Source organism: Bacillus sp. ISL-35, from assembly GCF_018613355.1.
In the GTDB taxonomy this organism is placed as follows: Bacteria; Bacillota; Bacilli; order Bacillales; family Cytobacillaceae; genus Mesobacillus.
In genome coordinates this window covers 81,624-108,045 of the sequence record NZ_JAGGQK010000013.1, presented here as the reverse complement: position 1 = coordinate 108,045, position 26,422 = coordinate 81,624, and the positions used below count along the sequence as shown (strand labels likewise).

19 protein-coding genes, 21 tRNA genes, 1 rRNA gene and 1 other annotated feature (1 of these 42 running past the window's edge) are annotated in these 26,422 nt (G+C 45.1%); of the genes, 37 read left to right on the top strand and 4 right to left on the bottom strand.

Going from position 1 to position 26,422, the window contains the following annotated elements:
• Positions 1–143 precede the first annotated feature (143 nt).
• The 27 genes from rrf to J7E38_RS17560 all read left to right on the top strand — a co-directional run bounded on the left by rrf (position 144) and on the right by J7E38_RS17560 (position 11,164).
• A 5S ribosomal RNA gene (rrf, locus tag J7E38_RS17690) occupies positions 144–259 on the top strand.
• Positions 260–269: 10 nt separating this feature from the next.
• Positions 270–345: transfer RNA gene (locus tag J7E38_RS17685), tRNA-Val, on the top strand.
• Positions 346–356: 11 nt separating this feature from the next.
• Positions 357–429: transfer RNA gene (locus tag J7E38_RS17680), tRNA-Thr, on the top strand.
• Positions 430–439: 10 nt separating this feature from the next.
• Positions 440–515 (top strand) — tRNA-Lys (locus J7E38_RS17675).
• Between the two features lie 17 nt (positions 516–532).
• Positions 533–617: transfer RNA gene (locus tag J7E38_RS17670), tRNA-Leu, on the top strand.
• 20 nt (positions 618–637) lie between these two features.
• Positions 638–712 (top strand) — tRNA-Gly (locus tag J7E38_RS17665).
• 7 nt (positions 713–719) lie between these two features.
• Positions 720–808, top strand: a tRNA-Leu gene (locus tag J7E38_RS17660).
• Positions 809–833: 25 nt separating this feature from the next.
• Positions 834–910, top strand: a tRNA-Arg gene (locus tag J7E38_RS17655).
• Positions 911–930: 20 nt separating this feature from the next.
• Positions 931–1,007 (top strand) — tRNA-Pro (locus J7E38_RS17650).
• Between the two features lie 15 nt (positions 1,008–1,022).
• Positions 1,023–1,098, top strand: a tRNA-Ala gene (locus J7E38_RS17645).
• A 21-nt stretch (positions 1,099–1,119) separates the two neighbouring features.
• Positions 1,120–1,196, top strand: a tRNA-Met gene (locus J7E38_RS17640).
• Between the two features lie 39 nt (positions 1,197–1,235).
• A tRNA-Ile gene (locus J7E38_RS17635) sits at positions 1,236–1,312 on the top strand.
• Positions 1,313–1,331: 19 nt separating this feature from the next.
• Positions 1,332–1,424: transfer RNA gene (locus tag J7E38_RS17630), tRNA-Ser, on the top strand.
• 24 nt (positions 1,425–1,448) lie between these two features.
• Positions 1,449–1,522 (top strand) — tRNA-Met (locus J7E38_RS17625).
• Between the two features lie 3 nt (positions 1,523–1,525).
• Positions 1,526–1,601: transfer RNA gene (locus J7E38_RS17620), tRNA-Asp, on the top strand.
• A 166-nt stretch (positions 1,602–1,767) separates the two neighbouring features.
• A tRNA-Phe gene (locus J7E38_RS17615) sits at positions 1,768–1,840 on the top strand.
• 37 nt (positions 1,841–1,877) lie between these two features.
• Positions 1,878–1,950 (top strand) — tRNA-His (locus tag J7E38_RS17610).
• A 14-nt stretch (positions 1,951–1,964) separates the two neighbouring features.
• A tRNA-Gly gene (locus J7E38_RS17605) sits at positions 1,965–2,038 on the top strand.
• A gap of 5 nt (positions 2,039–2,043) precedes the next feature.
• A tRNA-Ile gene (locus J7E38_RS17600) sits at positions 2,044–2,117 on the top strand.
• A gap of 13 nt (positions 2,118–2,130) precedes the next feature.
• Positions 2,131–2,205: transfer RNA gene (locus tag J7E38_RS17595), tRNA-Asn, on the top strand.
• A 4-nt stretch (positions 2,206–2,209) separates the two neighbouring features.
• Positions 2,210–2,300, top strand: a tRNA-Ser gene (locus tag J7E38_RS17590).
• Positions 2,301–2,303: 3 nt separating this feature from the next.
• A tRNA-Glu gene (locus J7E38_RS17585) sits at positions 2,304–2,375 on the top strand.
• A gap of 872 nt (positions 2,376–3,247) precedes the next feature.
• Positions 3,248–5,206, top strand: a complete 1,959-nt coding sequence (gene glgB, locus J7E38_RS17580) for a 1,4-alpha-glucan branching protein GlgB (protein WP_214709290.1) — start codon at positions 3,248–3,250, stop codon at positions 5,204–5,206.
• Positions 5,124–6,272: a glucose-1-phosphate adenylyltransferase gene (locus J7E38_RS17575; protein ID WP_251030378.1), complete on the top strand. Its 1,149-nt coding sequence runs from the start codon at positions 5,124–5,126 to the stop codon at positions 6,270–6,272. Before glgB ends, J7E38_RS17575 begins: the two co-directional genes overlap by 83 nt.
• Before the next feature lie 23 nt (positions 6,273–6,295).
• A complete protein-coding gene (locus J7E38_RS17570; RefSeq protein ID WP_214709289.1) occupies positions 6,296–7,324 on the top strand; it encodes a GlgC family sugar phosphate nucleotidyltransferase in 1,029 nt (342 codons plus the stop codon).
• A complete protein-coding gene (gene glgA / locus J7E38_RS17565) occupies positions 7,321–8,772 on the top strand; it encodes a glycogen synthase GlgA (protein ID WP_214709288.1) in 1,452 nt (483 codons plus the stop codon). Before J7E38_RS17570 ends, glgA begins: the two co-directional genes overlap by 4 nt.
• Positions 8,762–11,164: a glycogen/starch/alpha-glucan phosphorylase gene (locus tag J7E38_RS17560; RefSeq protein WP_214709287.1), complete on the top strand. Its 2,403-nt coding sequence runs from the start codon at positions 8,762–8,764 to the stop codon at positions 11,162–11,164. The genes glgA and J7E38_RS17560 overlap by 11 nt, the downstream gene beginning before the upstream one ends.
• A gap of 50 nt (positions 11,165–11,214) precedes the next feature.
• On the opposite strand, the gene J7E38_RS17555 is transcribed toward J7E38_RS17560, so the two are convergent.
• Complete coding sequence (locus J7E38_RS17555; protein ID WP_214709286.1) at positions 11,215–12,087, bottom strand: EamA family transporter; 873 nt, start codon at positions 12,085–12,087, stop codon at positions 11,215–11,217.
• 133 nt (positions 12,088–12,220) lie between these two features.
• Here J7E38_RS17555 and J7E38_RS17550 point away from each other — a divergent pair, with 133 nt between their 5' ends.
• The 3 genes from J7E38_RS17550 (at position 12,221) to J7E38_RS17540 (ending at position 14,153) form a co-directional block, all read left to right on the top strand.
• On the top strand, positions 12,221–13,120 hold the full coding sequence (locus tag J7E38_RS17550) for a cupin domain-containing protein (RefSeq protein ID WP_251030382.1): 900 nt from the start codon (positions 12,221–12,223) through the stop codon (positions 13,118–13,120).
• Between the two features lie 120 nt (positions 13,121–13,240).
• On the top strand, positions 13,241–13,684 hold the full coding sequence (locus J7E38_RS17545; RefSeq protein ID WP_214709284.1) for a DUF2243 domain-containing protein: 444 nt from the start codon (positions 13,241–13,243) through the stop codon (positions 13,682–13,684).
• Positions 13,685–13,700: 16 nt separating this feature from the next.
• Positions 13,701–14,153 (top strand): hypothetical protein, encoded by a 453-nt coding sequence (locus J7E38_RS17540; protein WP_214709283.1) that lies wholly within the window; start codon positions 13,701–13,703, stop codon positions 14,151–14,153.
• A gap of 120 nt (positions 14,154–14,273) precedes the next feature.
• On the opposite strand, the gene J7E38_RS17535 is transcribed toward J7E38_RS17540, so the two are convergent.
• Together J7E38_RS17535 and J7E38_RS17530 are read right to left on the bottom strand one after the other, a co-directional pair.
• Positions 14,274–15,041, bottom strand: a complete 768-nt coding sequence (locus J7E38_RS17535) for a TraR/DksA C4-type zinc finger protein (protein ID WP_214709282.1) — start codon at positions 15,039–15,041, stop codon at positions 14,274–14,276.
• A 109-nt stretch (positions 15,042–15,150) separates the two neighbouring features.
• Complete coding sequence (locus tag J7E38_RS17530) at positions 15,151–16,083, bottom strand: 1,4-dihydroxy-2-naphthoate polyprenyltransferase (RefSeq protein ID WP_214709280.1); 933 nt, start codon at positions 16,081–16,083, stop codon at positions 15,151–15,153.
• Between the two features lie 329 nt (positions 16,084–16,412).
• Here J7E38_RS17530 and J7E38_RS17525 point away from each other — a divergent pair, with 329 nt between their 5' ends.
• The 7 genes from J7E38_RS17525 to hmpA all read left to right on the top strand — a co-directional run bounded on the left by J7E38_RS17525 (position 16,413) and on the right by hmpA (position 25,513).
• Entirely contained in the window at positions 16,413–17,819 is a 1,407-nt protein-coding gene (locus tag J7E38_RS17525) for an isochorismate synthase (RefSeq protein ID WP_214709278.1), read from the top strand.
• Entirely contained in the window at positions 17,816–19,567 is a 1,752-nt protein-coding gene (gene menD, locus J7E38_RS17520; RefSeq protein WP_214709276.1) for a 2-succinyl-5-enolpyruvyl-6-hydroxy-3-cyclohexene-1-carboxylic-acid synthase, read from the top strand. The genes J7E38_RS17525 and menD overlap by 4 nt, the downstream gene beginning before the upstream one ends.
• Positions 19,564–20,373 (top strand): 2-succinyl-6-hydroxy-2,4-cyclohexadiene-1-carboxylate synthase, encoded by an 810-nt coding sequence (gene menH, locus J7E38_RS17515; RefSeq protein ID WP_214709275.1) that lies wholly within the window; start codon positions 19,564–19,566, stop codon positions 20,371–20,373. Before menD ends, menH begins: the two co-directional genes overlap by 4 nt.
• A gap of 15 nt (positions 20,374–20,388) precedes the next feature.
• Positions 20,389–21,207 carry a 1,4-dihydroxy-2-naphthoyl-CoA synthase gene (menB, locus tag J7E38_RS17510; RefSeq protein WP_214709273.1) on the top strand — a complete coding sequence of 273 codons (819 nt, stop codon included), beginning with the start codon at positions 20,389–20,391 and terminating at the stop codon, positions 21,205–21,207.
• A gap of 70 nt (positions 21,208–21,277) precedes the next feature.
• Entirely contained in the window at positions 21,278–22,768 is a 1,491-nt protein-coding gene (locus J7E38_RS17505) for an o-succinylbenzoate--CoA ligase (protein ID WP_214709271.1), read from the top strand.
• The gene (gene menC / locus J7E38_RS17500) at positions 22,758–23,864 is read left to right on the top strand and encodes an o-succinylbenzoate synthase (RefSeq protein WP_215038770.1); all 1,107 of its coding nucleotides are present in this window, start codon (positions 22,758–22,760) and stop codon (positions 23,862–23,864) included. The genes J7E38_RS17505 and menC overlap by 11 nt, the downstream gene beginning before the upstream one ends.
• A gap of 434 nt (positions 23,865–24,298) precedes the next feature.
• Positions 24,299–25,513 carry an NO-inducible flavohemoprotein gene (gene hmpA, locus J7E38_RS17495; RefSeq protein ID WP_214709267.1) on the top strand — a complete coding sequence of 405 codons (1,215 nt, stop codon included), beginning with the start codon at positions 24,299–24,301 and terminating at the stop codon, positions 25,511–25,513.
• 139 nt (positions 25,514–25,652) lie between these two features.
• On the opposite strand, the gene J7E38_RS17490 is transcribed toward hmpA, so the two are convergent.
• Entirely contained in the window at positions 25,653–26,087 is a 435-nt protein-coding gene (locus tag J7E38_RS17490; protein ID WP_214709265.1) for a DUF4275 family protein, read from the bottom strand.
• 159 nt (positions 26,088–26,246) lie between these two features.
• Positions 26,247–26,422, top strand: a binding site (T-box leader) (it continues 99 nt past the right edge of the window).

Sequence of the window (26,422 nt, the reverse complement as noted above, 5' to 3'; positions counted from 1 at the left end):
ATGATCATTCGATTCTCTTGTTTTCTTCTTACACATTATCTAGTTTTGAGGGAATAAAGATTTTTACGAAGTGAAATATCTTTAAAATTTCTCTTGCAAATTAGCTTAAAGCCAGTATAATAAATATTGTCTTTAAAAAAATGTCTGGTGACGATGGCGAGAAGGTCACACCCGTTCCCATACCGAACACGGAAGTTAAGCTTCTCAGCGCCGATGGTAGTTGGGGGTTTCCCCCTGTGAGAGTAGGACGTCGCCGGGCAGTTTTAAATGGAGGATTAGCTCAGCTGGGAGAGCATCTGCCTTACAAGCAGAGGGTCGGCGGTTCGATCCCGTCATCCTCCACCATTTACTTTAATGCCGGTGTAGCTCAATTGGTAGAGCAACTGACTTGTAATCAGTAGGTTGGGGGTTCAAGTCCTCTTGCCGGCACCTTTTGTACGAGCCATTAGCTCAGTCGGTAGAGCATCTGACTTTTAATCAGAGGGTCGAAGGTTCGAGTCCTTCATGGCTCACCAGTTTTTCAAAAAAATATGCGGGTGTGGCGGAATTGGCAGACGCACCAGACTTAGGATCTGGCGCCGCAAGGCGTGGGGGTTCGACTCCCTTCACCCGCACCATTTTTTCAAAAGCTAAATATGCGGAAGTAGTTCAGTGGTAGAATACAACCTTGCCAAGGTTGGGGTCGCGGGTTCGAATCCCGTCTTCCGCTCCATTTCTTAGCCGGGGTGGCGGAACTGGCAGACGCACAGGACTTAAAATCCTGCGGTAGGTGACTACCGTACCGGTTCGATTCCGGTCCTCGGCACCACCAAGTTAGCTAATATATTAAATATGCGCCCGTAGCTCAATTGGATAGAGCGTCTGACTACGGATCAGAAGGTTATGGGTTCGACTCCTTTCGGGCGCGCCATTATTTTTTTCTCAATAGAACGGGGAGTAGCTCAGCTTGGTAGAGCACTTGGTTTGGGACCAAGGGGTCGCAGGTTCGAATCCTGTCTTCCCGACCATTTCAATTTTAATATGGGGCCTTAGCTCAGCTGGGAGAGCGCCTGCCTTGCACGCAGGAGGTCAGCGGTTCGATCCCGCTAGGCTCCACCATATGTCTTAATAAAATAATTTGGCGGTGTAGCTCAGCTGGCTAGAGCGTACGGTTCATACCCGTAAGGTCGGGGGTTCGATCCCCTCCGCCGCTACCAAATTTAATCTGGTTGAACCTATTCAATCTAGGATATCCTGGACCTTTAGCTCAGCTGGTTAGAGCAGACGGCTCATAACCGTCCGGTCGTAGGTTCGAGTCCTACAAGGTCCACCATTTTACTTGTTTTAAATACGGAGGTATACCCAAGTCTGGCTGAAGGGATCGGTCTTGAAAACCGACAGGCGGGTAACACCGCGCGGGGGTTCGAATCCCTCTACCTCCTCCATAATTTTATTATCATTAATATCGTCGCGGGGTGGAGCAGTCCGGTAGCTCGTCGGGCTCATAACCCGAAGGTCGCAGGTTCAAATCCTGCCCCCGCAATCTGGTCCCGTGGTGTAGCGGTTAACATGCCTGCCTGTCACGCAGGAGATCGCCGGTTCGATCCCGGTCGGGACCGCCATTTTTATTTTTAGGATGCAATATTATAGTGGCTCAGTAGCTCAGTCGGTAGAGCAAGTTGCTCACATCGTTGAATAAGCTTCTGCGGCAACTTGCGAGAAAGACCGAAGGTCATTCGAGCAAAGGACCTAAACCAGTAAAAGTTTAGGATGCAATAATATTATAGTGGCTCAGTAGCTCAGTCGGTAGAGCAAAGGACTGAAAATCCTTGTGTCGGCGGTTCGATTCCGTCCTGAGCCACCTTATTTAATTTAAATAATTATATGATTGAGATATGGCGATTGTGGCGAAGTGGTTAACGCATCGGATTGTGGTTCCGACATTCGTGGGTTCGATTCCCATCAGTCGCCCCTTTTCTTAATATGCGGGTGTAGTTTACTGGTAAAACCTCAGCCTTCCAAGCTGATGTAGTGGGTTCGATTCCCATCACCCGCTCCATATATGGGCCTATAGCTCAGCTGGTTAGAGCGCACGCCTGATAAGCGTGAGGTCGGTGGTTCGAGTCCACTTAGGCCCATTTTTTATATTATTCCGCAGTAGCTCAGTGGTAGAGCACTCGGCTGTTAACCGAGCGGTCGTAGGTTCGAATCCTACCTGCGGAGCCATTATGGGGAAGTACTCAAGAGGCTGAAGAGGCGCCCCTGCTAAGGGTGTAGGTCGGGTAACCGGCGCGAGGGTTCAAATCCCTCCTTCTCCGCCATAAGGCCCCTTGGTCAAGCGGTTAAGACACCGCCCTTTCACGGCGGTAACACGGGTTCGAATCCCGTAGGGGTCATAAGGAAAGCTGTTAGCAATTATGCTAACAGCTTTTTTTTGTTTCTTAAAATTTGCCTGCTTTTGCTTCCAGTTTGTTGTTTTCTCAATACAGCACGCAGCAAACACTATCAAAACAGAGTACTTAGAAGATCTATGGATTTATGCCAGTTTAAAGATCGAAAAGGAAAAACGGGTGACATAAAGAAGAAATATATGCCCGGTTATAGGAAGAAAGGAAAAACGGGTCACATAAAGAAGAGATATGTGCCCAGTTATGGGGAGAAAGAGAAAACGGGTCACATAAAGAAGAGATATGTTCCCGGTTGTAGGCAGAAAGAGAAAAACGGGTCAAATAAGAAAGAGATATGTTCCCGGTTATAGGGAGAAAAGGGAAAACAGGTCACAAAATTAGAACCAGTACCCCTAATGTCCAAGTATGTAAGGATACGCGAAATAATACTGTTGAAATAACAGTTTAATCTGTTTGTCTAATATAAGCTTTTCAACAGCCTCATATTACCATTGCTACACCAGGCAGCTTAACCTAGACTTCTTCACACCTAACCACCATCCCATCACCTCCTCGACAATATGAAAACGCTATCAACCCAAAAACATTTTTAATCAACTTCTATCTATCAAACCTAATAAATTCAACCAGCCCTCTCGAAAAATCATTATTCACTTTCAACTTTCGTTCTCCAAATTTCGCGTAATTGGAAGATTTAGTACATTAAAGCGCTACCATTTGCGGGCTTTTGTCGAATTACAGGCTTTACTGAGTATTATTGTCGAAAAATTAAGAAAATGTTTACAAGGAATTCTTTATGGTAACTAGAATACTACTCAAATAGGAAGTTTTATTTGTTCAACAAAGGCAGGTGGAGGGCATTGGTGATTAATCCTACAGAGTTTGAATTGCATCTGTTCCATGAAGGGAATTTGTATCAGAGTCATAATTTATTTGGTGCGCATGTCATGAATCGAGGAACTGAAACATATACTCGATTTTGTGTGTGGGCTCCGAATGCGTCTGAAGTAAGGCTTGTGGGTGATTTTAATCATTGGAATGGAGAGAATCACAAGTTTCATAAAGTGAATAAGGAAGGTGTCTGGCAGCTTGCCTTAGAGGGTGATCTGACCGGGGCTATCTATAAATATGATATTTTGACAGCTGGTGGGGATAAGAAGCTTAAAGCTGATCCGTTTGCTTTCTTCTCGGAAGTGAGGCCAAATACCGCTTCGGTTGTTTATCCCCTTGATGGGTACAAATGGGGCGACCAGAGGTGGCTCCAGAAGCGTGAGAGGCGAAGCACACTTGATGAGCCGATGTTCATTTATGAACTGCATGTGGGTTCCTGGAAAAAACATGATGATGGATCGTTCCTTACATATCGTGAGCTTGCAGATGAGCTGATTCCTTATATTCTTTCACATGGATATACACATATCGAACTATTGCCTTTAACTGAGCATCCGCTCGACATGTCCTGGGGCTATCAATCCACAGGTTATTTTTCTGTTACAAGCCGTTATGGGACACCACATGATTTTATGTATTTCGTAGATATGTGCCATCAAAACGGGATCGGAGTTATCCTTGACTGGATTCCTGGCCATTTTTGCAAGGATGCTCATGGGCTGTATCAGTTTGATGGCAGTTATGTTTTTGATTACCAGCGTGAGAGTGACCGGGAGAACCTCGTTTGGGGAACAGCCAATTTTGACTTAGGAAAAACAGAGGTTCAGAGCTTCCTGATTTCGAGTGCAATTTTCTGGCTGGAGAAATATCATATTGACGGCTTCAGGGTTGATGCGGTCGCGAACATCATCTATTGGCCTAATTCAGTCAATGCAGCCAATCCATACGGGGTGGAATTTTTAAAGAAGCTGAATAAAGCAGTGAAGGATTTTGAACCTGGTGCTTTGATGGTTGCGGAGGATTCGACTGACTGGCCGCAGGTGACAGCTCCAGTGGAGTATGGCGGACTCGGGTTTACCTACAAGTGGAACATGGGATGGATGAACGACACCTTAAAGTATATGGAGGAAGAAAGCCATAACAGGAAACATATACATGATAAGGTTACGTTCTCCCTGCTTTATGCTTTTTCAGAGAATTTTGTCCTGCCTTTTTCACATGATGAGGTGGTGCATGGAAAGAAGTCACTGCTTGACAAAATGCCGGGGGATTACTGGCAAAAATTCGCGCAGCTGCGCCTTTTACTTGGATTCATGGTGGCGCATCCGGGAAAGAAGCTGACCTTCATGGGGACAGAATTTGGCCAGTTTTCGGAATGGAAGGACCAGGAACAGCTTGACTGGAATCTCTTTGGGTATGAAATGCATGAAAAAATAAACCATTATACAAAAGAGCTGATCAAACTGTATAAGCGTTCAAAGCCGTTGTATGAGGTTGACCAGAGCTATGAAGGGTTTGAGTGGATTGATGCGGATAACCGTGACCAGTCGGTTTTCTCTTTTATCCGAAAAGGTCAGAATCCGGAAGATTTACTTGTCATCGTCTGTAATTTTACTGAGAAAGTTTACAGTGACTATCGGATCGGTGTTCCGAAGCCCGGGGAATATCGGGAAATTTTAAACAGCGATGCCGAGGTTTTCGGGGGTTCAGGCGTGTTGAATAAAAAAGTGCGAAAAGCAGAAGAAATAGCTTTCCATGGAAGGCCATATTCTATAGAGATGAGTATTTCTCCATTCGGAATCTCAGTTTTACGTCCTGTTATCAAAAGAAAGGGGAGAAACAATCATGCAAAAGAAGAAATGCGTGGCAATGCTGTTGGCAGGAGGAAAAGGAAGCCGGCTGCACTCACTGACAAAGAATCTCGCTAAACCTGCTGTCCCTTTTGGCGGCAAATACCGGATCATCGATTTTCCATTGAGTAACTGCACCAATTCAGGGATCCATACAGTCGGAGTATTGACCCAGTATCAGCCTTTATTGCTTAACTCCTATATTGGCATTGGCAGTGCATGGGACCTCGACAGAAAGGATGGCGGGGTGACAGTGCTGCCGCCTTATGCTGAGAGTTCCGAGGTCAAATGGTATTCAGGCACGGCAAGTGCGATTTTTCAGAACCTGAATTATCTTGATCAGTATAATCCTGAATATGTTTTGATTCTTTCAGGTGACCATATCTATAAAATGAATTATGAATTGATGCTCAACTATCATGAGGAAAAAGGAGCTGATGTGACCATTTCGGTCATAGAGGTGCCTTGGGAAGAAACCAATCGTTTCGGGATCATGAACACGGATTCCGAGCTGAGAATTACTGAATTTGAAGAAAAACCGGATGTCGCGAAAAATAATCTCGCTTCGATGGGTATTTATATTTTTAAATGGAGTGTTTTAAGGGAATATCTGATAAGGGATGACCAGAATCCCGAATCCAGCCATGATTTTGGCAAGGATATCATTCCGCTGCTGATCGAAGAAAATATGAAGTTATTTGCCTATCCTTTTAAAGGCTACTGGAAGGATGTAGGGACAGTTCAGAGCCTGTGGGAAGCGAATATGGATTTATTGGATAAGGATTGTGAGCTGAATCTGTTCGACCAGTCGTGGCGGATTTATTCCGTGAACCCGAATCAGCCGCCGCAATACATTTGTCCAGAGGGGGAAGTTTCGGAATCCCTGGTCAATGAGGGCTGCAAGATTGAAGGGGAAGTTTCTAAAACGGTCGTGTTCCAGGGTGTGACGGTTAAAAAAGGTGCAGTCATCAAGGAAGCGGTCATTATGCCAGATGCCGTCATTGGCCATAATTGCGTGATTGAAAAGGCGATTGTGTCGCCAGGCGTGTATGTCCCGGATGGAACGATCATCAGGCCAGATGATAGCTGCAATGAAATTACATTAGTATCGGAAGAAACAATCGGTGAATTGCAATCCAATTGAACCGACTTCGGGAGGAAATAGAAATGAATAAACGATTATTGGGAGTAATAGATGCGACAACCGTTCACGAAGATCTCCAGGATCTATCCCTGCATCGGTCGGTGGCGGCGATTCCCTTTGGCGGACGATACAGGCTGATTGATTTTATCCTTTCCAACATGGTTAATTCGGGAATCGAGAGTGTGGCGATTTTTCCGAAATTCCAGTACCGGTCGTTGATGGACCATTTAGGCTCAGGCAGGAATTGGGATCTCAACCGAAAAAGGGATGGATTGTTTTTCTTCCCTGCACCTAATCTTGATAAACATTATACGGGAATTGGGACTTTGGATCATTTTGCCGATAACATTGATTATTTTGAACGCAGTACACAGGATTATGCGTTGATTGCGAATTCCTATACGGTTTTCAATATGGATTTCCAGCCTTTGCTTGACTGGCATATTGAATCCGGCTGTGACATTACAGAGGTACAGAAGAATGGAAGGTCGCTAGGAATTTACCTTGTAAAGAAAACGCTGCTGATGGATTTGATCCTGACAAGGAATGAAACAGGATATTCGAATATGAGGGATGCTGCCAGGGATACCAGCAGTCAGTTACAGCTTTGTTATTACGATTATGAAGGCTATGCCGTGATGGTCGATACCATCTCCAAATATTTCAGTGTGAGCATGGATTTGCTAAAGCCTGAGGTTTGGAAGGAGTTATTCCCTAAAGAACGCCCTATTTTAACAAAGGTAAAAGATGAGCCGCCAACTCGCTATGATGTCGATGCATCGGTCCGAAACTCAATGGTCGCTAATGGAGGGATGATTGAGGGGACCGTTGAAAACAGTATTATTGGCAGAGGTGTGAAAATCGGGAAGGGTACAGTGATCCGCAATTGTATCATCATGCAAAAGACGCAGATTAAGGAGAATTGTATATTGGACTCAGTCATTGTAGATAAGGATGCAAGAATCGAGGCAGGAACCGTGATTACAGCGCCAGCAGACTCGCCTGCTGTCATCCGTAAAGGGGCAGTCCAGGGAGTGGGGAGCAGCTCGTGAAGGTTTTATTCGCAGTATCGGAATGTGTTCCTTTCATCAAGTCAGGGGGCCTAGCAGATGTAGCGGGATCACTTCCGAAGGAACTAAAGAAAATGGGAACGGATGTCAGGGTGATTTTACCGAAATACGGGTTGATTCCTGAGAAATTCCGTTCTGAAATGAAGAAAGTGACAGAGTTTACTGTGCAATTAGGCTGGCGCTCGCAATATTGCGGCATTGAAACTCTTGAACATGATGGTGTCACATTTTACTTTGTGGACAATGAGTATTATTTCAAGCGGGATAGCCTTTATGGGCATTATGATGATGGGGAGCGTTTTTCCTTTTTCAGCAGGGCGGTGCTCGAGTTCATCGCTGAAAGCGAATTTTATCCTGATGTGATCCATTGCCATGACTGGCATACCGGGATGATTCCATTCTTGCTGCGGACAGAGTATTATAAGCGTCCGGGTTATGGACTGATCCGGTCGGTATTCACAATTCATAATCTACAATTCCAGGGAATCTTCCCACAGGAAGTGCTGGGTGACCTGCTGCAGATTGAGAGCTCTTATTTCAATGAGGAACAGCTTGAATTTTACGGGATGGCCAATTTCATGAAAGCGGCATTGATTTCAGCAGATCATATCACGACTGTCAGCCCCACCTATAAGGACGAAATCCAGACCGAGTATTTTGGTGAAAAACTTGATGGGATCCTGAGAAAAAGAAAGGAGGATCTTTCCGGGATCCTGAACGGGATCGACCATGTTGCATATGACCCGGAAAGCGATCCTGGCCTGGCCGCCAGTTTTGGAGTATGGGGACTTGAAAGAAGAGTGATCAACAAGCTGCAAGTACAGCGAAGTTTTGGCCTGCCAGTCAATGATGATGTTCCGGTTGTAGCGATGATCACAAGGCTTACCAAACAAAAAGGCCTTGATTTGGTCAGGAAAGTTTTCCATGAAATCTTGGCAACAGGATTGCAGCTCGTTGTTCTTGGCACCGGTGACCCTGAGTTTGAGCACTTCTTCAGGGACATGGCTGTGCAGTACCCTGATCAATGTGGCGTTTATATCGGTTTTGATGAAAATCTTGCACATCAGGTGTATGCAGGATCGGATTTATTTTTGATGCCATCAAAGTTCGAGCCTTGCGGATTGAGCCAGATGATCGCGATGCGCTATGGATCGATCCCGGTTGTCAGGGAGACGGGCGGGCTGAACGATACGGTCCAGCCTTATAATGAATTTAACGGGCAGGGCAATGGTTTTACTTTTGCAAATTTCAATGCCCATGACATGCTCTTTACGATTGAACGGGCACTGTCTTTTTACCATCAGCGTGAAAAATGGCTGCAGCTGATGGCAACGGCGATGGAAACAGACTATAGCTGGGCGCAGTCGGCAAGACAATACAAAGACTTGTATTCCGATCTCATCTCAAGGAGTGAATCGCATGTTTTCTAATGTTCCCAAATTCAAAACCGCTTTCTTGAAAAAACTCGAGATGATGTTTGGAACCAGCTTTGAAGAAAGCACGAGCCGGGAGCAATTCCAGACTCTCGGGCATATGATCAGGGAGCATGTGAGTTCTGATTGGATTAAAACAAATGAATTATATCGTGCTGGCGCGAAAAAGCAGGTGTATTACCTGTCAATCGAATTCCTGTTGGGACGGCTGCTCAGGCACAATCTAATCAACCTGGGTGTTGAAGAGGTTGTATGCAAGGGACTCAGAGAACTGGGAATCGAGCTTGATCAATTGGAGGAAATCGAGGCGGATGCCGGTCTTGGCAATGGCGGTCTTGGCCGTCTTGCCGCCTGTTTCCTTGATTCGCTGGCATCGCTTGATTTGCCTGGACATGGCTGCGGAATCCGTTACAAGCATGGCTTGTTTGAGCAGAAAATCGTTGATGGCTACCAGGTTGAACTTCCGGAGCAATGGCTGAGGCACGGTCATGTGTGGGAGGTACGCAAGACGGATGATGCAGTGGAAGTCCCTTTTTGGGGAGAGATTGAGAGCAGAATGGAAAATGGCCGGCTCGTTTTCAGGCATCTGAACGCCGAGACCATCATGGCTGTTCCATACGATCTTCCTGTCATCGGGTATCAGACCCAGACGGTAAATACCCTTCGTCTTTGGAATGCTGAGCCATCGAGATTTCCGGCTAATGCCGATATTTTCAAATATAAGAAGGATACCGAGTCGGTTTCGGAGTTTTTATATCCGGACGATACCCATGACGAAGGAAAAATCCTGCGGCTGAAGCAGCAATATTTCCTTGTCGCAGCGAGCTTGAAGGCGATTGTGAAATCGTTTAAAAAGAAGAATAAGAGTTTGCTAGAGTTCCATGATTATGTGAGCATCCACATCAATGATACACACCCTGCAATCGCGGTACCTGAGTTAATGAGGATTCTCATGGATGAAGAGGGACTTGGCTGGGAAGATGCGTGGCATATTACTGTCCAGACGCTTTCCTATACAAACCATACAACCCTGGCAGAGGCGCTTGAACGCTGGCCAATCAGGATATTCCAGCCGTTGCTGCCTCGTATATACATGATCGTGGAAGAGATAAACGAGCGTTTCTGTAAAGAGGTATGGGAGCAATATTCAGGGGATTGGACCCGGGTCGAAAGCATGGCAATCATTGCCCATGGCGAGGTGAGGATGGCTCCGCTAGCGATTGTCGGCAGTCACAGCATTAATGGGGTGGCAAAGCTCCATACGGATATCTTGAAAAATCGGGAAATGAACTTGTTTTATCAATTCTATCCAGAGCGATTCAATAACAAGACGAATGGCATCACTCACCGGCGCTGGCTGTTGAAGGCAAACCCTGGATTGTCCGGGTTGATTACCGATGCAATTGGTCCAGATTGGGTAGGTGCGCCGCATAAACTGGAGGAATTGATGCGCTACAAGGAAGATGCAGCCTTCCTGGAAAAACTGCATGGCATCAAGCAGGAGAATAAAGAACGACTCGCAAGGCGGATTTTTGATAAAACGGGGATTGAAGTCGACACAGAATCGATTTTCGATATCCAGGTAAAAAGGCTCCACGCCTATAAGCGGCAGCTGTTGAATGTGCTGCACATCATGCAGCTGTATAATGCGTTGAAAAAAGACCCGGAAGCACTGTTGTATCCACGGACCTTCATTTTTGGCGCCAAAGCCTCACCTGGGTATTATTTTGCCAAAAATGTGATTAAACTCATTAACAGTGTTGCTGACAAGGTGAATAATGACCCGGCGACGAAAGAGAAGCTGAAGGTCGTTTTCCTTGAAAATTATCGTGTGTCGCTGGCCGAGGAGATTTTTCCGGCAGCGGATATCAGTGAGCAGATTTCAACGGCGAGCAAGGAAGCTTCTGGGACAGGAAATATGAAGTTCATGATGAACGGCGCTTTGACACTGGGCACACTTGATGGTGCCAATGTCGAGATTACGGAAATGGTTGGCAGGGAGAACATCTTCCTGTTCGGATTGAGTGCAGAGGAAGTGCTGGATTACCAGCATAACGGCGGCTATCATTCGCTGGAGTACTACCACCATGATGAACGGATCCGGGAAGTCGTTGACCAGCTGGTGAATGGGTTCTTCCCTGATACTGAGAACCATTTCAATGAAATCTATGATTCTTTGCTGGGCCATAATGACCAGTATTTTGTTCTGAGGGACTTTGCTTCCTATGCAGAGGCACACCAGGAAGTCAGCCGGAAATACTTCAACCGCGGCGAATGGCTGCGGATGAGCCTGGTGAATATCGCCAAGTCCGGATATTTCTCCAGCGACAGGACCATAAGGGAATATGCGGATGAAATCTGGAAAGTCCAATCTGCTTTGAAAGTATAGAATTAGGCCAAACCGTTGACGGTTTGGCCTGTTCTTGTCTTATATCCTTTTCATAGAATCAACAGCCCAGTGCCAATCGTAATCAATACAGCACCTGTCACGGTAGAGCGGGTCGGTTTTTCTTTTAGAATGATGAAGCTCAGGATCATTGTGAGGACGACGCTGAATTTATCGATGGGATTAACGATACTTACCTTTCCGATTGCGAGTGCGGCGAAGTAACAAAGCCAGGAGAAGCCTGTGGCTGCACCGGATAGGATCAGAAAGATGTAAGACTTCCTTGAAATCTTCTTCAATTCCTTCACAGTTCCCTGAAAAAATACAATTCCCCAGGCAAAAATAATGATCACGACAGTCCGGATGAAGGTCGCCACATTGGAATCGACATCTTCAATTCCGATTTTTGCGAGAATATTGGTCAGCGCCGCAAAAACAGCAGACATGATGGCGAGGAACAGGTACGATTTCGTGTTGAATCCCTTTTTTCTCTGCATGTTTTTCTTTTTCTTTTTTCCAATCAATACGAAGGTACCTATCGAAATGATGATACCACCTGCCACAACAGGCATTGTGGCAGGTTCCCTCAGGATGATAAAAGAAAGCAGGATCGTCAGTACCACGCTTGATTTATCAATCGGGACAACCTTGGAAACACCCCCAATCTGGATTGCTTTGAAAAAAGCCAGCCAGGAAAGGCCTGTTGTCAATCCTGATAGAACAAGGAATATCAGTGATCTCGTTGATACTGCCATTATATTTTCGGTCTGGCCCGTAATCACCACCATCAAATAAGCCATGATGACGACCACCACAGTCCTGACAGCGGTGGCCAGGTTCGAATCGACATCCTCAATGCCAATCTTTGCGAGAATTGCTGTAAAAGAGGCAAAAAGTGCAGCAAGCAGAGCAAGAACAATACTCATTTTTTTATCTCCGTCCCATATGATTTAGTCTTAGTTTGAGACTCTGCCCCAAGAATATTCTTGTCCATAAATTGAACAATGTACGAATCCAAATGAATGGGCATAGGATAGGTTGATAAAATCTGTGAAGGGAATGAGTAATGTGTACGGTCCCACCTATCCCTATCAATCTTATGTAAGTTCAGGTTCATATAGCCCAAACAATATGATGCGATTCAATCAAAATAGCCAAGAGCAGGTACTTGAAGCGCTGCTTGCTGGTATAAAAGGAGAAGCTTCAGCCATTGATTTTTTTGGCCGCCTGGCGGAAGCAGCGCCAAACCAGAGGCACAGGAAAGCGATCATGCAGGCTTTAGAGGATAAACAAATCCATTTCAACCAATTTGCAGACTTATACATCACACTGACAGGCCAACAGCCGCAAACTCAATATGAAAAGATAGAATTCGAGTCTTATCGTGATGGTCTGCAAAGGGCCTATGAACTGGAGAACCAGGATTACCATGAATATCGTAACCGCTATTTACTGACACAGAATCTTCCGGTTGGCCATGTCTTTTTCCGTGCGTTTACTGATGAATTAGAGCATGCGACGCGGTTTAGCTGTCTGCGGGAAGAGGCGGGAAGCCGTTTACAGGACTATGGAAAAGAACCTTATACCCTCAATATTGAAGATGCGACCTTGCAGAACGAAACCTTCCGGACAGCCATTTGGACGGGGAAGAATTTGCAGGTGACGGTCATGAGCATCGATGTTGGGGATGATATTGGCCTCGAAATCCATGAAACAGGGGACCAGTTCATCCGCGTCGAAGAAGGGGAAGCACTTGTGCAGATGGGCGACAGTAAGGATAATCTCGATTTCGAAGCGAGAGTGTATGATGATTATGCCATCCTGATTCCAGAAGGGAAATGGCATAACGTGACAAACATAGGGAATACAAAGCTGAAAGTATATGTGATTTACGCACCGCCTGAGCATCCGTTTGGCACTGTCCACGAGACAAAAGCAGATGCAGTGGAGGCAGAATGATGATTTTACCCGCGAGATTGGAGATGAATTGCTCCAATCTTTTTTTAATTCCTCTGTATACTATCCCCATTATTTGGGCACTAATCGTGATAGTATGCAATTTTTTAAGAGGTGTTTTCATTGAAAAGGGAAAATAAAAACTTATTCATTGCCGGTTTGATCCTTGGCCTGGGCTTATTGGGAGCGATTGATGGTATTGTGTTCCACCAGCTCCTTCAGTGGCATCATATGGTCCTCAGCGATAATATTCAGCTGGAGATTGTTACAGATGGACTGTTCACAGCGCTGTTCTCAGCCACTCTCATCTGGGGTGGCGTGAAAATTTTTCAGGATGCCCGGAAAAAAGAGCTTGGCACCAGCTGGAGGATCTTCCTTGGAGGGATTTACATCGGCGGCGGTGCATTCAATATCGTAGAAGGAATTGTTGACCATCATATACTCCAGGTACACCGGGTCAAACCAATGGCTGAAAACCCATTAATGTATGACCTGGCATTTTTAGCGATCGGGGCATTGCTTGTGGTGATTGGCTTCATGATCAAACGGCTGGAACCAGATGCATGAAGGCGAGGTGTTGAATATGAAAAAGTTCAATAGCTTTTTAGTTTTTTTCATCCCGTTCATCGTGTTCTTTTTTTACTTTACAAGTAATAACGAACATAATCTTTCTTCAGCCAGTCACATGCAGCATGATGTAGCCGAAATTCCAGGCGGATACAAAGTTCCTTCGGTCAATATAAGCGTCACTCAAGACATGTCAGGTACCTGGCTTTTGGGAGTTAATACTGCTAATTTTTCTTTTGCTCCAAAAAAAGTAGGGAGTGAGCTCCCAAGTTACAACGAGGGCCACGCGCATCTTTACATAAACGGCAAAAAAGTAAATCGGCTGTATGGACAATATTACAATCTTGGCACCTTGAAGAAAGGGAAAAATGAAATCATGGTTACTCTCAACTCCAATGATCACGGAGTGCTGACTTATAGGGGGAAACCAATCAGAAGCAGTGTTATTGTGAATACAGAGAGTGAGTAGGGACAGTTGCGGCATGAAAACAGCGGCCGTTTTTCGTCGCTGAACGGCTTTATTTGCTCCCTGGATTTCCAAATGGTTATTAAAAAAGCCTCAGTTCACTTAATGAACTGAGGCTTCTGCTTATTTATCTTCATCCTTTTTTTTGTCATCTACATAACTATCTCCCTCTTTATAAGGGATATCGCCAAGCTCGGATTCCATGCCGGTTTCGTCCAGCCTTTCCTCGTATTCCTCTTCGCTGTCGCTCTGGAATACTTGCCGGTCATCGCCTTCGATATCTGTGGCGCTGAAGGATTCATAGTCTTCAGTGAACCCGCGCTCGGTTTCATTATCAATATAAAGCTTATTGTAATCTTCGTGGTCTCCGGTAAAATCGGATGGTGTTTCGGAGGTCCCGAACTCAGCTACATCATTGAAGCTGTTCCTATTGTCGGCCATCTCCTCGTTCTGTCTGCGGTCGAAATCTGCTTCATGTGTGTATTCCAATACTTCTTCCTCTGCTGGACGGTCATTTGATAGACCTTGTTCCTGCGAGTGTTCGACACAATATAACGTGTATGGAATTACTTCGAGTCGCTCATATGGGATCTCTTTCCCGCATTCGGCGCATTTTCCGTAGGTGCCGTCCTCGATCGCCTTAAGGGCATTCTCAACTTTGCCAATCTGGTCATCATGATGCTCGTCCATCGCCAGGTTCTTGCTGCGCTCGAATAATTCTGTTGCACTGTCGGCGGGATGGTTATCGTAGGAAGAAAGTTCTCCGGTTGCCTCCCTCTGGCTGCCTTCAAGGTAACCTTCCTCTTCATTTTGATCTATTTGTGATTGAAGTGTTTCTTTTTCATTTATAAGTGTTTCCTTCAAGTTATTGAGCTGTTCCTTTGTCAACATGATTACACATCCTTCATATTGTTTCGTGTCATACGTTCTAAATACCCGCTCATCATTTCAGGAAACATAGAAAAAGCTTCCGCCTAAGGCAGAAGCTTCTCGTTTAACATTAAATTAAGCTGATGAAAATACCGACGGATAAAAGCAGGCCAAAGATCGTGTTGGTCTTTGCCGTTGCCGCCATTGCCGGCATCATTTGAATAGGATTGGATTTTCCAATAAAACCTTTTGTTGCTTTAACTGCTTTTGGAATGCTAAGTGCGACAATCGCCAGCCAAGGGGATACAACACCCGCAATGATTAGGCCAATCACCCATGTATATGACACGATGAACATGCCAGCAAGCAGTCGGATCGCACCTTTCCTTCCAAGCAGGATGGCGAGTGTTTTCCGGCCAAAATCTTTGTCGCCGTCAAGGTCACGGATATTATTAGCAAGCAGGATGGCACCTACCAGCAAAAAGCTCGGGAATGATACGAGTACACTTGTCGGTGTGACAGTGCCAGTCTGGATATAAAACGAAATCAATATGATCAGTACACCCATGAAAAAGCCAGCGACAAGCTCACCGAAAGGAGTGTAGGCAATCGGCAGCGGACCGCCTGTGTAAAGGTAACCGGCAGCCAGGGAAACAACTCCGACAGCTGCGACCCACCAGCTCGTGCTCATACAGATATATACACCGAGTAAAACGGATATTCCATAAAGACTGAAGGCGAGATTCAAGACCGTTTTGGGCTTGATGCCATGACGGACAATCGCGCCGCCAATCCCAACGGAATTCTCATTATCAAGTCCACGTTTAAAATCATAATATTCATTGAACATATTTGTTGCTGCCTGGATTAACAGGCTTGCGACCAGCATGGCTATAAACATGCCCCAATGGATGCCGCCGCTGTTTTCTATGGCTAAAGCAGTACCGAGAAGGACAGGTGCAAATGCGGCAGTCAATGTATGCGGACGGGTTAATTGCCACCAGACTTTCCAGCTTGCTTTATCAACTGCTGGTGAAGAACTAGGCTGTAGCTGTGATTGCATATCTAATTCTCTCCCTTAATATCAATCTATCAAACCTTAATATTTTATCTAAAAGAACGAAAATTGTCAAAAAGACCTTTAATATCTAGGCTAAATTACCTTACAATTATTAGTGTAGATATTCACATATCCACTGTCAATTAGTATTTTCACGTCTAAGCAGGATGGTTTTTCCAGATTATGCAAGCCTTTGGCATGAAATATATAATAAGGATGATAATCGCTTTGAAAAGCCCGCCATGATTGACATCGTGATGTATGAGGTGTATCTTAAAATAAGCTTTTAAACGTTTGATAACAGATGAGAGGCTGTTATTGGGGGGATAATTTTGGTTGCCATTCAGGAAACGGAACTTAGACAGGGAATTCTTGATGGGATTGAGCGGGCCAAAGGACTATCTCAGTCGATTTTGGTAAGCGAAGTCCATAAAATAGATCGTATCGATCCTTTTCATTTTTTTGCTTCAGGCCGGGAAAAATATTTAGGAGAACGTTTTTTCTGGAAGGATCCTGAGGGAGAACAGACCCTGGCAGGATTGGGGATTTGCGGTCAAATACAGTCGGATCAGGCAGCTGACCGCTTTTTTCATGTTGAAAAAGAGTGGAAGCGCTTCATGGATTCCGCTCTGGTATTTAATAAATTCAATCTTAACGGAACAGGGCCAGCCTTGTTCGGCGGATTTTCGTTCGACCCGCTGAAAAAAGGAACGGCTTTATGGGCCAAGTTTTCAGAAGCATTATTCCATATTCCGAAATACATGCTGACCATGATCAAGGGAGAGGCGTATTTTACGACAAACGTAATCTGCACCCAGCATGATGATCTTACTTTATTTGAAAAAGTGTCCAGTGAGCGGCAAGAATTGCTCTCGAAGGCAGTTGTGAAACCGGCACTTGCTCAGCTTGATCTCAAGGAAATTGTTGAAATCGAGCCGGAAGCATGGAAGCAGACTGTAACAGATGTCGTAAACGGTTTTGAAAATAGCGACCTGAAAAAGGTTGTCCTCGCAAGGGAGCTGCGTCTCCGTTTCGAAAATGAGGTTCAGGCAGAAAGAGTCCTAGCGAATCTTCTGAATCACCAGAAAACGAGCTTCATCTTCGCCTTTGAATCCAATGGGGACTGCTTTATCGGGGCGTCACCCGAGAGACTGGTCAAGAAGGATGGAAATAGCCTGTTTTCAGCATGCCTCGCAGGTTCGATCGCGAGGGGGAACACTCCTGAAGAAGATGAAAAGCTGGGCACGGAACTTTTAACAGACCAGAAAAATTTGATTGAACACCAATATGTTGTTGATATGATCAAAGAGGCGATGGAGGAAACCTGTGATGAGGTCATCCTTCCAGAGCAGCCTGCTTTAATGAAGATGAAATACATCCAGCATCTGTATACCCCTGTCATCGGTAAAAACCGGGAAGGGACATCGATTCTTCATCTGGTCGACAGACTCCATCCGACTCCAGCACTCGGAGGATTGCCGAAGCAGGAAGCGATTGAGAAAATCAGGGAAATCGAACAGCTGGACAGAGGGCTATATGCTGCACCTGTTGGCTGGATCGATTATCAGGGGAACGGTGAATTTGCCGTAGCGATCCGTTCAGGATTGATCCAGGGGAATGAGGCTTCCTTATTTGCCGGATGTGGAGTCGTGGCAGATTCAAATGCCGAAAGCGAATATAAAGAGACTAGCATCAAGTTCCGACCGATGCTTACAGCACTTGGAGGAAAGATAACATGAGTCACCAGGAAGATTTAACAGCGTATATCGCTGCATTTGTTGCAGAGTTATCCAAAACAGGGGTGAAGGATGTTGTCATCAGTCCTGGTTCGAGATCAACGCCAATGGCACTGGTGATGGCAGAGCATCCTGACCTGAGAAACCATATTCTTGTCGATGAGCGTTCTGCATCATTTTTCGCCCTTGGGATTGCCAAAGCAACCCAAAAGCCCGTGGCGCTCCTTTGTACATCTGGTACGGCTGCGGCAAACTATTATCCTGCGGTCATTGAAGCGAGTATTTCAAGAGTCCCGCTGATCGTCCTGACAGCGGATCGTCCGCATGAACTGCGTGATGTCGGAGCACCACAGGCAATTGACCAAATTCATTTGTATGGAAAAAACGTTAAATGGTTTGTTGAGATGGCGCCTCCGGAAAAAACGGAGGACATGATTCGCTATGCACGTACTGTTTGTGGCAGAGCGACTGCAACAGCATCAAGCTATCCGCAGGGACCTGTCCATTTGAACTTCCCGTTCAGGGAACCATTGATTCCAAAGCTGGATGAAAATTTATTCGAACTGCCTGAGCGTGTTGGTGGATATGTCGAAATCCAGACCGGACGAATAAGCTTGTCAGATGAATTGTTTTCGAGAATTGCTGAAGACCTTGCGTCCTATAAAAACGGAATCATCGTCTGCGGGCAGATCGATAGCAGTGAGTTTGCTGAACGCGTGCTTGCGCTTGCTGACAGCCTGAAGTTCCCGATTATCGCTGACCCGCTATCGCAGCTGCGAAGCGGTGAACACGACGGACATAATATTGTCGATACATATGATGCGTTTTTGCGTAATGAAGACGCGAAGGAAGCTTTAAAGCCCGATGTAATCATCCGTTTTGGTGCGATGCCTGTTTCAAAAGCGCTGACGATCTTTATAAAAGAGAACCGCCACGCCAGGCAGTTTGTGATTGATAGCGGTGCCGGCTGGCGCGAGCCGACGATGTCTGCAAGTGATATGTATTATTGTGATGAAGCACTTTTTTGCGAGAAGATCAGCAGTGCCGTTGATCATGTTAATGAGTCTCCCTATTTGGATAAGTGGCTTGCGTTGAATGATACGGCCAAGCATCAGCTAAAGGGCATTGCCGAGGTAGAGGAATTGAGTGAAGGCAAGCTGTTCCATCTGCTTGCTCAAATGCTTCCTGAAGGAGCGACTCTATTCGTTGGCAACAGCATGCCGATTCGTGACCTAGATTCGTTTTTCCTGCTTAATGATAAGAATATCAAGGTCATGGCTAATAGGGGAGCGAATGGCATAGACGGGATTGTCTCTACTGCACTTGGGGTAGCGAGTGTATCGCAGCCATGTTACCTTGTGCTGGGGGATTTAACTTTATATCATGACCTGAATGGGCTGCTGGCATCAAAATTGTATAATATCGATATTAATATTTTGCTGATCAATAATAATGGCGGAGGAATATTCTCTTTCCTGCCCCAGGCAAACGAGCCAAAGCATTTCGAGATGCTTTTCGGCACTCCGCTCGATCTTGACTTCAGCCATGTTGTCACGATGTACAAAGGGAAATATGACTTGATTAAGGATTGGGCGCATTTTTCCGAGACCTTTACCGAAAATCAGCACGTCGAAGGCTTGAAGGTCATGGAAATCCGCACGGCAAGGGATTCGAATATGCTGGAACATCGAAATTTGTGGAAATCTGTTTCCCGGGAAATAACGGCTATGCTAAAAGGTGACGAATCATGAAAACCATGATTAATGGAATCCAATATCATGTCGAGCAATACGGAAGCGGCTATCCTCTCGTATTGCTCCATGGTTTTACCGGAGAGGCTTCTACATGGAAGCCGTTTTGTCCTATATGGGAACAGCATTCAGACCTTGTGATGGTTGACCTCATTGGCCACGGCAAGACTGAATCGCCAGGCGATATGGAGCGATATGATATCAAGAAAGCAGCAAAGGACCTTAAGATTCTTTTAGACCAGCTCGGTATTGAAAAAGCGGATTTGCTTGGATACTCAATGGGCGGACGGACAGCCATTACATTTGCGAGTCTGTATCCTGAAAGGGTAAGGAAGCTCGTTCTTGAGAGCACAACGCCAGGACTCAAAACTCCTGAAGAGCGAGAAGCACGAATTCAGCAGGACCATAAACTGGCAGCCAGGATTGAGAGGGAAGGCGTGGAGAAATTCATCGACTTTTGGGAAACGATCCCGCTTTTTCATTCTCAGTTGAATCTTCCGGCAGAAGTAAGGGAACAAATAAGAAGTCAAAGGCTGAGGAATGATCCTGTAGGCCTGGCAAACAGCCTGCGGGGAATGGGAACCGGTGCCCAGCCTTCTTGGTGGGATGAGCTTGTGAACTTTGACTTTGAAACCCTGCTGATTACAGGAGAGCTTGATGAAAAGTTTTGCAGAATAGCCGCCGACATGGCTTCGAAGCTGCCAAATCCGACAAATTTGACGATAAATGGCTGCGGGCATGCAATTCATGTGGAAGAACGAGAAAAATTTGGTACAATAGTAAGTGAGTTTTTGTCGAATACATAATAGGAGGTTATCTTAATGACAGTTGAATGGGTTTCAGAACGCAATTACGAAGATATTCTGTATGAAACATATAATGGCATTGCGAGAATCACCATTAACCGCCCGGAAGTGCGCAACGCATTCCGTCCGAAAACGGTTATGGAAATGATCGATGCATTTTCTTATGCTCGTGATGATTCAAGCGTGGGCGTAATCGTCCTTACTGGAGCTGGAGACGATGCATTCTGCTCCGGCGGAGACCAGAGAGTGCGCGGACATGGTGGATACGTTGGTGAAGATGAGATTCCACGTTTGAATGTCCTTGACCTTCAGCGTTTAATCCGTGTGATTCCTAAACCAGTTGTCGCTCAAGTAAAAGGTTATGCAATCGGTGGAGGCCATGTGCTTCATGTCGTATGTGACCTGACAATCGCGGCTGATAACGCTATTTTCGGCCAGACAGGCCCTAAAGTAGGAAGCTTTGATGCCGGATACGGTTCAGGCTACCTCGCAAGAATCGTCGGCCACAAAAAGGCACGTGAAATCTGGTACCTGTGCCGTCAGTACAATGCCCAGGAAGCTTTGGACATGGGTCTTGTCAACACAGTTGTACCTCTTGACCAGGTTGAAGAAGAAACGCTCAAGTGGTGTGAAGAAATGCTTGAGAAGAGCCCAACTGCGCTTCGCTTCCTGAAAGCGGCAATGAACGCTGATACTGATGGACTTGCTGGACTTCAGCAGATGGCAGGAGATGCAACATTGCTTTACTACACAACAGATGAAGCAAAAGAAGGCCGCGACGCGTTCAAGGAAAAGCGCAAGCCAGACTTCGGCCAGTTCCCAAGATTCCCTTGATTTATAATTTTGACGCAGCTTGATGGGCCTCCATCAAGCTGTTTTAGTATGTAGAGAAAGGATGACATCAATGACAGAAACGATGCCGAATTGGCTGAAAAAACGGGCCGATCTCTCTCCAGACCGGGAAGCGCTGATTTTTGAAGGACGCACCTTTACATTTAAGCAAGTTTTTGAAAAGGCCCAAACATATGCTGGAAAGCTGGGTGCCCTGGGCCTGCAAAAAAGTACGGCGGCAGCCGTGCTGTTTTCCAATCAGGCTGAATCTGCCTTAATTTTATATGCTTTGCAAATGGCTGGAATCAGGGCGGTCATTTTGAACAATCGCCTTACCTCAGAAGAACTCTCATGGCAGTTGGGTGATAGTCAAGCCGATGTACTTCTATATGAAACCCGCTTCAATGATAAAGTTTCAGCCATTCATTCTGATACAAAGAAAGTCAGCACAGATGACTTAAAAGAACTCGAAGGAATAAATCCACTTATTCTTGAAGAATACGATATGGATGAAGTCACTACAATCATGTATACGTCAGGCACGACCGGCAATCCGAAAGGTGTCATGCAAACATACGGAAACCACTGGTGGAGCGCGAATGCCTCAGCGCTTAATCTCGGTTTGCATGGTCAGGATAAATGGTTATGCACTGTACCGATTTTCCATATCAGCGGCTACTCTATTTTAATGAGAAGCCAAATATATGGAATGCCGATTGTCTTACATTCTTCTTTTGAAGAGAAAAAGGTAATCGATGATATCAGTCGTTACCAGATCACCATTATGTCGGTCGTCAGCACGATGCTAAGGCGGATCATTGACGAATTGGGATCTGACAGACTGCCGGAATACTTCCGCTGCATGCTGTTGGGCGGAGGGCCTGCTCCTTTGCCACTACTTCAATCCTGTCTGGAAAAGGATATTCCGGTATTCCAAACCTATGGGATGACAGAAACCTCTTCGCAGTTTGCGACATTGTCACCTGAATACAGCATTGAGCGCCTTGGTTCTGCCGGTAAAGCGCTGTTCTCCAACCAGATTCGGATAGTGGATGAAGATGGCAAGGATGTTCAGCCGGGTGCAGAGGGAGAAATTATTGTCAAAGGCCCGAATGTGACAGCAGGGTACTTGAACCGTCCTGATGAAACAGCCGATAAAATCCGCGAGAGATGGCTTCATACCGGCGATATTGGCTATGTGGACGGCGATGGATTCCTGTATGTTCTGGACCGCCGTTCCGATTTGATTATTTCCGGCGGGGAAAATGTCTATCCTGCTGAGATTGAAGGTGTCCTGCTTTCACATCCAGGTGTTGCTGATGCCGGCGTGATTGGAATCCCTGATGAGAAATGGGGACAAGTACCTGTCGCTTTTATTGTGAAAAATAATTTGGGCGTGTCAGAAGAAGAGTTGCTCAAGCTCTGTGAACAAAAACTTGCAAAATACAAGCTTCCGAAAAAAATCCACTTCGTTGACTGCCTGCCCCGTAATGCCGCAAAGAAATTATTGAGACGCAAACTGCGTGATTGGCTGGATGCGGAGTGTGATGAAAATGGAAATTAAGTCCGTACATTTATCGGTCATTAAAATGCCATTGAAGCAGCCTTTCATGACTCATTTAGGATCGGTCACCGACAGGGAAGCGATCATTGTGGAAGTGGAAGATCGTAAAGGCCTCACCGGGTATGGTGAAGGGGTAGCATTTTCATCTCCCTGGTATACAGAGGAAACGGTGCAAACCTCTTATCATGTGCTTAAGGACTTTTTGATCCCTCTTTTGAAAAAAAAGGGGCCTAGCCATCCTGATGAAGCATTCGGATTGTTCAGTTCCGTGCGCAGGAACCATATGGCAAAGTCCGCCCTTGAAACTGCGCTCTGGGATCTACAGGCGAAGAAAGAAGGCATCCCGTTATCAAGGCTTATTGGCGGAACGATGTCAGAGATTCCTGCAGGTGTGGTTGTTGGGAACCCGAATTTGTCTGAAGTCGTGAAACAAATTGACAGCTATCTGGAGCAAGGCTTCAAGCGTGTGAAAATAAAAATCAGCCCCGAAACTGATTACGAACTGATTTCCGGCATTCGCGAGCGATTTCCTGATTTGCCACTGATGGCAGATGCAAACTCGGCATATTCGCTAAAGGATACGGACCGTTTAAAAGCTCTTGATGAATTCGGCCTGCTGATGATCGAACAGCCGCTGGGTTTTGATGACATTGTTGATCATGCGAAGCTTCAGAATCAAATCAAGACACCCATTTGCCTGGATGAAAGCATCGTCACTTTTGATGACGCCAGGAAAGCAGTCGAGCTTGGTAGCTGCGGGGTCATCAATATAAAAATCGGCCGTGTCGGGGGCTTAGGTAAAGCCAGAAGAATTCATGATTACTGCCACTCAAAAGGCATTGCTGTATGGGCCGGGGGCATGATTGAATTCGGAATTTCAAGAGCACATAACATAGCGCTCGCTTCACTACCTGGATTCACGATACCTGGGGATATTTCCGGTTCGGACCGCTATTGGGAAGAAGATATCATACAGCCGGAGATCAAGGTGGAAAACGGGATGATCAAGGTGCCTGAGAACCCTGGCATAGGTTTTGAACTGAACCGGAAACGAATGAAGGAAGTTACTGTTTTTGAAGAACGGTTTGATTTTTAGAAATGTGGAGAGCACTGCTTAGGCAGTGCTTATTTTTGTTCTCACAAACTGGAAAAAATCTGCGTTTTTTTCCAATTCGCTATAAAAATTTAAAAGTCGCTATAAAAAAGAAAAAATCGCTATAAAAATAGAAAAGTCGCTATATAAATGAAATTTTCGCTATATAAATTAAAATCTCGCTATAAAATTTTTTGTTAGTTCTTTTTTCGTATAGGTTGATGGCTTTGATTTGTCATATTCCCAGATTTAGTTCATTTTTATTATGAAATCTGTTTGGAATGAAGCAAATCCCAATGAAAAATCCGTTTCAAAAGAACTATTTTACGATAGTGTGATTTGCATCACTTAGTTTGCTCAAGTAATTTATTATAATCACTATGGGAATGAGGTAAAACACCTTAACGAGAAGATACAAACATAGGGGAGTGTATGAAATGCTAGATCAAAAAACGATTGAGATTATCAAATCAACAGTACCAGTACTTGAAGTGCACGGAGAACAAATCACGACAGTTTTCTATAAAACAATGTTCGAAAATCATCCTGAGTTATTGAACATTTTTAACCATGCGAACCAGAAGCAGGGCAGACAGCAAAGAGCGCTTGCTGGAACAGTCTATGCTGCTGCAAAATACATCGACAATCTTGAAGCGATCCTGCCGGTTGTAAACCAGATTGCGCATAAGCACCGCAGCCTTGGCATCCTGCCTGAACATTATCCAATCGTCGGTAAGCACTTGCTGATTGCAATCAAGGAAGTTCTTGGAGATGCGGCTACAGATGAAATCATCAATGCGTGGGCCGAAGCTTATGGCGTGATCGCGGATGCATTCATCTCTGTGGAGGCGGAAATGTATGATGAAGCTGCGAACCAAAGAGGCGGCTGGAAGGACTTCCGTCCATTTATTGTTGCGAAAAGGGTTGAGGAAAGTGAAGTCATCACTTCTTTCTACTTGAAGCCGGTCGATGGGAAGGCAATCGCTACATTCAAGCCAGGACAGTATATCAGCATCAAGCTAGAAATCGAAGGCGAAAAGTTCACACATATCCGCCAGTACAGCCTGTCAGATGCTCCTGGAAAAGATTATTACCGTATCAGTGTGAAAAAAGAAGCTGGCATGGAAACTCCGGATGGCAAAGTATCGAACTACCTGCACAACAGCGTAGAAGAAGGCGAAGTTCTGCAAATTAGTGCACCAGCAGGCGACTTCTTCCTTGATACAGAAAAAGACACTCCAGTCGTCCTGCTAAGTGGAGGCGTTGGCCTAACTCCGATGGTCAGCATGCTGAACACAGTAGCAGAACTGCAGCCTGAAAAAGAAGTAACTTTTATCCATGCGGCGCAGAACGGAAAAGTGCATGCCCTTAAAGATGAAGTCGCAGCAACCGCAGCAAAAGCAAAAGTGAACTCAGTGGTATTCTACGACCAGCCAACAGAAGAAGACCGCCAGAACAACAGCTTTGATGTTGAAGGCTATATCACAAAAGAATGGCTAAAAGAAAATGTGAACCTTGAACAATCAGACTTCTATTTCTGCGGCCCAGTACCATTCATGAAAGCAGTCAACTCTGCTTTAAAAGACCTTGGCGTAGCAGAAGACAGAATTCACTTCGAATTCTTTGGACCAATGGCGAGTCTTGAGGCTTAATAAATAGTAATGCTCTCTCCGATAATGGAGAGCAAACTACTAGTTTAATTAGCGCTTTAAAACGCATTAGGTTTGCAAAGAAACACATAAAAACGCTTGGATTTCCAAGCGTTTTTTCTTACATATCTTACCTATATCTTCATTTTCGGCTAAAATAAGGACCGAACCAACCTGTTTCGTGTGTTAATACAAAAGTCCAACGAAATTGTTTATCTACAATATACATATCTGTGCCTATTTCATCAATTAAGTCATCGGTATGAAACGTTGAAGCATTTTCAAGCAGTAATGCGAAATCAGAATGTTGAAAGAAGACAAAGCATTTATTTTTCCTTTCATTGTTAAAAGCCTCCTCAGCTTTCTCACCTTCAAGGCAATCCTTCTTTTTATTACTGAAAAGATGCCACAGATAGCCACCAAAATCCCTATCATCTAATAAATAAATTGCTTCTTTCTCCTTCTCGTCTAGATGATTGGCGAAATTATTTTCCCATTCTTTTCGTAAATATGTTCCCCATTTTGGTATGTCTAGTACCTTAATGTTTTTCCTTTTAAGTTTATCTACAATATCCATTTAACACCTCAAAATATCAGTTATTAGCACCTATTTTAGCACCTGAATTTCAAGAGTGACAATAACAAAAACAGACCCATTTACTTAATGGCAGAGTGCCATTATTAATTGGTTATTGACTTCCTGGAAATTTCTGAATAAAATCAGGTTAATAAATTCCAAAAAGCAATGAAGAGAAAAAGTAAAGTGACCCTGTTTTTTACCAGAGAGCTTCGGAAGCTGAAAAGAAGCAAAGACAGACGCTTGAAAAATGGTCTCTGAGCTCCGTCCTGAACATGCTGAGGGCATAAGTAGGAAACGGCGAGAATTGGCACTCGTTATCAATGTCACAGTAT

Bases quoted from the DNA above. Each gene is read 5' to 3' on its own strand.
- J7E38_RS17575 (WP_251030378.1), top strand. From the start codon at position 5,124: ATGCAAAAGAAGAAATGCGTGGCAATGCTGTTGGCAGGAGGAAAAGGA.
- J7E38_RS17570 (WP_214709289.1), top strand. From the start codon at position 6,296: ATGAATAAACGATTATTGGGAGTAATAGATGCGACAACCGTTCACGAA.
- J7E38_RS17560 (WP_214709287.1), top strand. From the start codon at position 8,762: ATGTTTTCTAATGTTCCCAAATTCAAAACCGCTTTCTTGAAAAAACTC.
- J7E38_RS17555 (WP_214709286.1), bottom strand. From the start codon at position 12,087: ATGAGTATTGTTCTTGCTCTGCTTGCTGCACTTTTTGCCTCTTTTACA.
- J7E38_RS17550 (WP_251030382.1), top strand. From the start codon at position 12,221: ATGAGTAATGTGTACGGTCCCACCTATCCCTATCAATCTTATGTAAGT.
- J7E38_RS17540 (WP_214709283.1), top strand. From the start codon at position 13,701: ATGAAAAAGTTCAATAGCTTTTTAGTTTTTTTCATCCCGTTCATCGTG.
- J7E38_RS17535 (WP_214709282.1), bottom strand. From the start codon at position 15,041: ATGTTGACAAAGGAACAGCTCAATAACTTGAAGGAAACACTTATAAAT.
- J7E38_RS17530 (WP_214709280.1), bottom strand. From the start codon at position 16,083: ATGCAATCACAGCTACAGCCTAGTTCTTCACCAGCAGTTGATAAAGCA.
- menD (WP_214709276.1), top strand. From the start codon at position 17,816: ATGAGTCACCAGGAAGATTTAACAGCGTATATCGCTGCATTTGTTGCA.
- menH (WP_214709275.1), top strand. From the start codon at position 19,564: ATGAAAACCATGATTAATGGAATCCAATATCATGTCGAGCAATACGGA.
- menB (WP_214709273.1), top strand. From the start codon at position 20,389: ATGACAGTTGAATGGGTTTCAGAACGCAATTACGAAGATATTCTGTAT.
- J7E38_RS17505 (WP_214709271.1), top strand. From the start codon at position 21,278: ATGACAGAAACGATGCCGAATTGGCTGAAAAAACGGGCCGATCTCTCT.
- menC (WP_215038770.1), top strand. From the start codon at position 22,758: ATGGAAATTAAGTCCGTACATTTATCGGTCATTAAAATGCCATTGAAG.
- hmpA (WP_214709267.1), top strand. From the start codon at position 24,299: ATGCTAGATCAAAAAACGATTGAGATTATCAAATCAACAGTACCAGTA.
- J7E38_RS17490 (WP_214709265.1), bottom strand. From the start codon at position 26,087: ATGGATATTGTAGATAAACTTAAAAGGAAAAACATTAAGGTACTAGAC.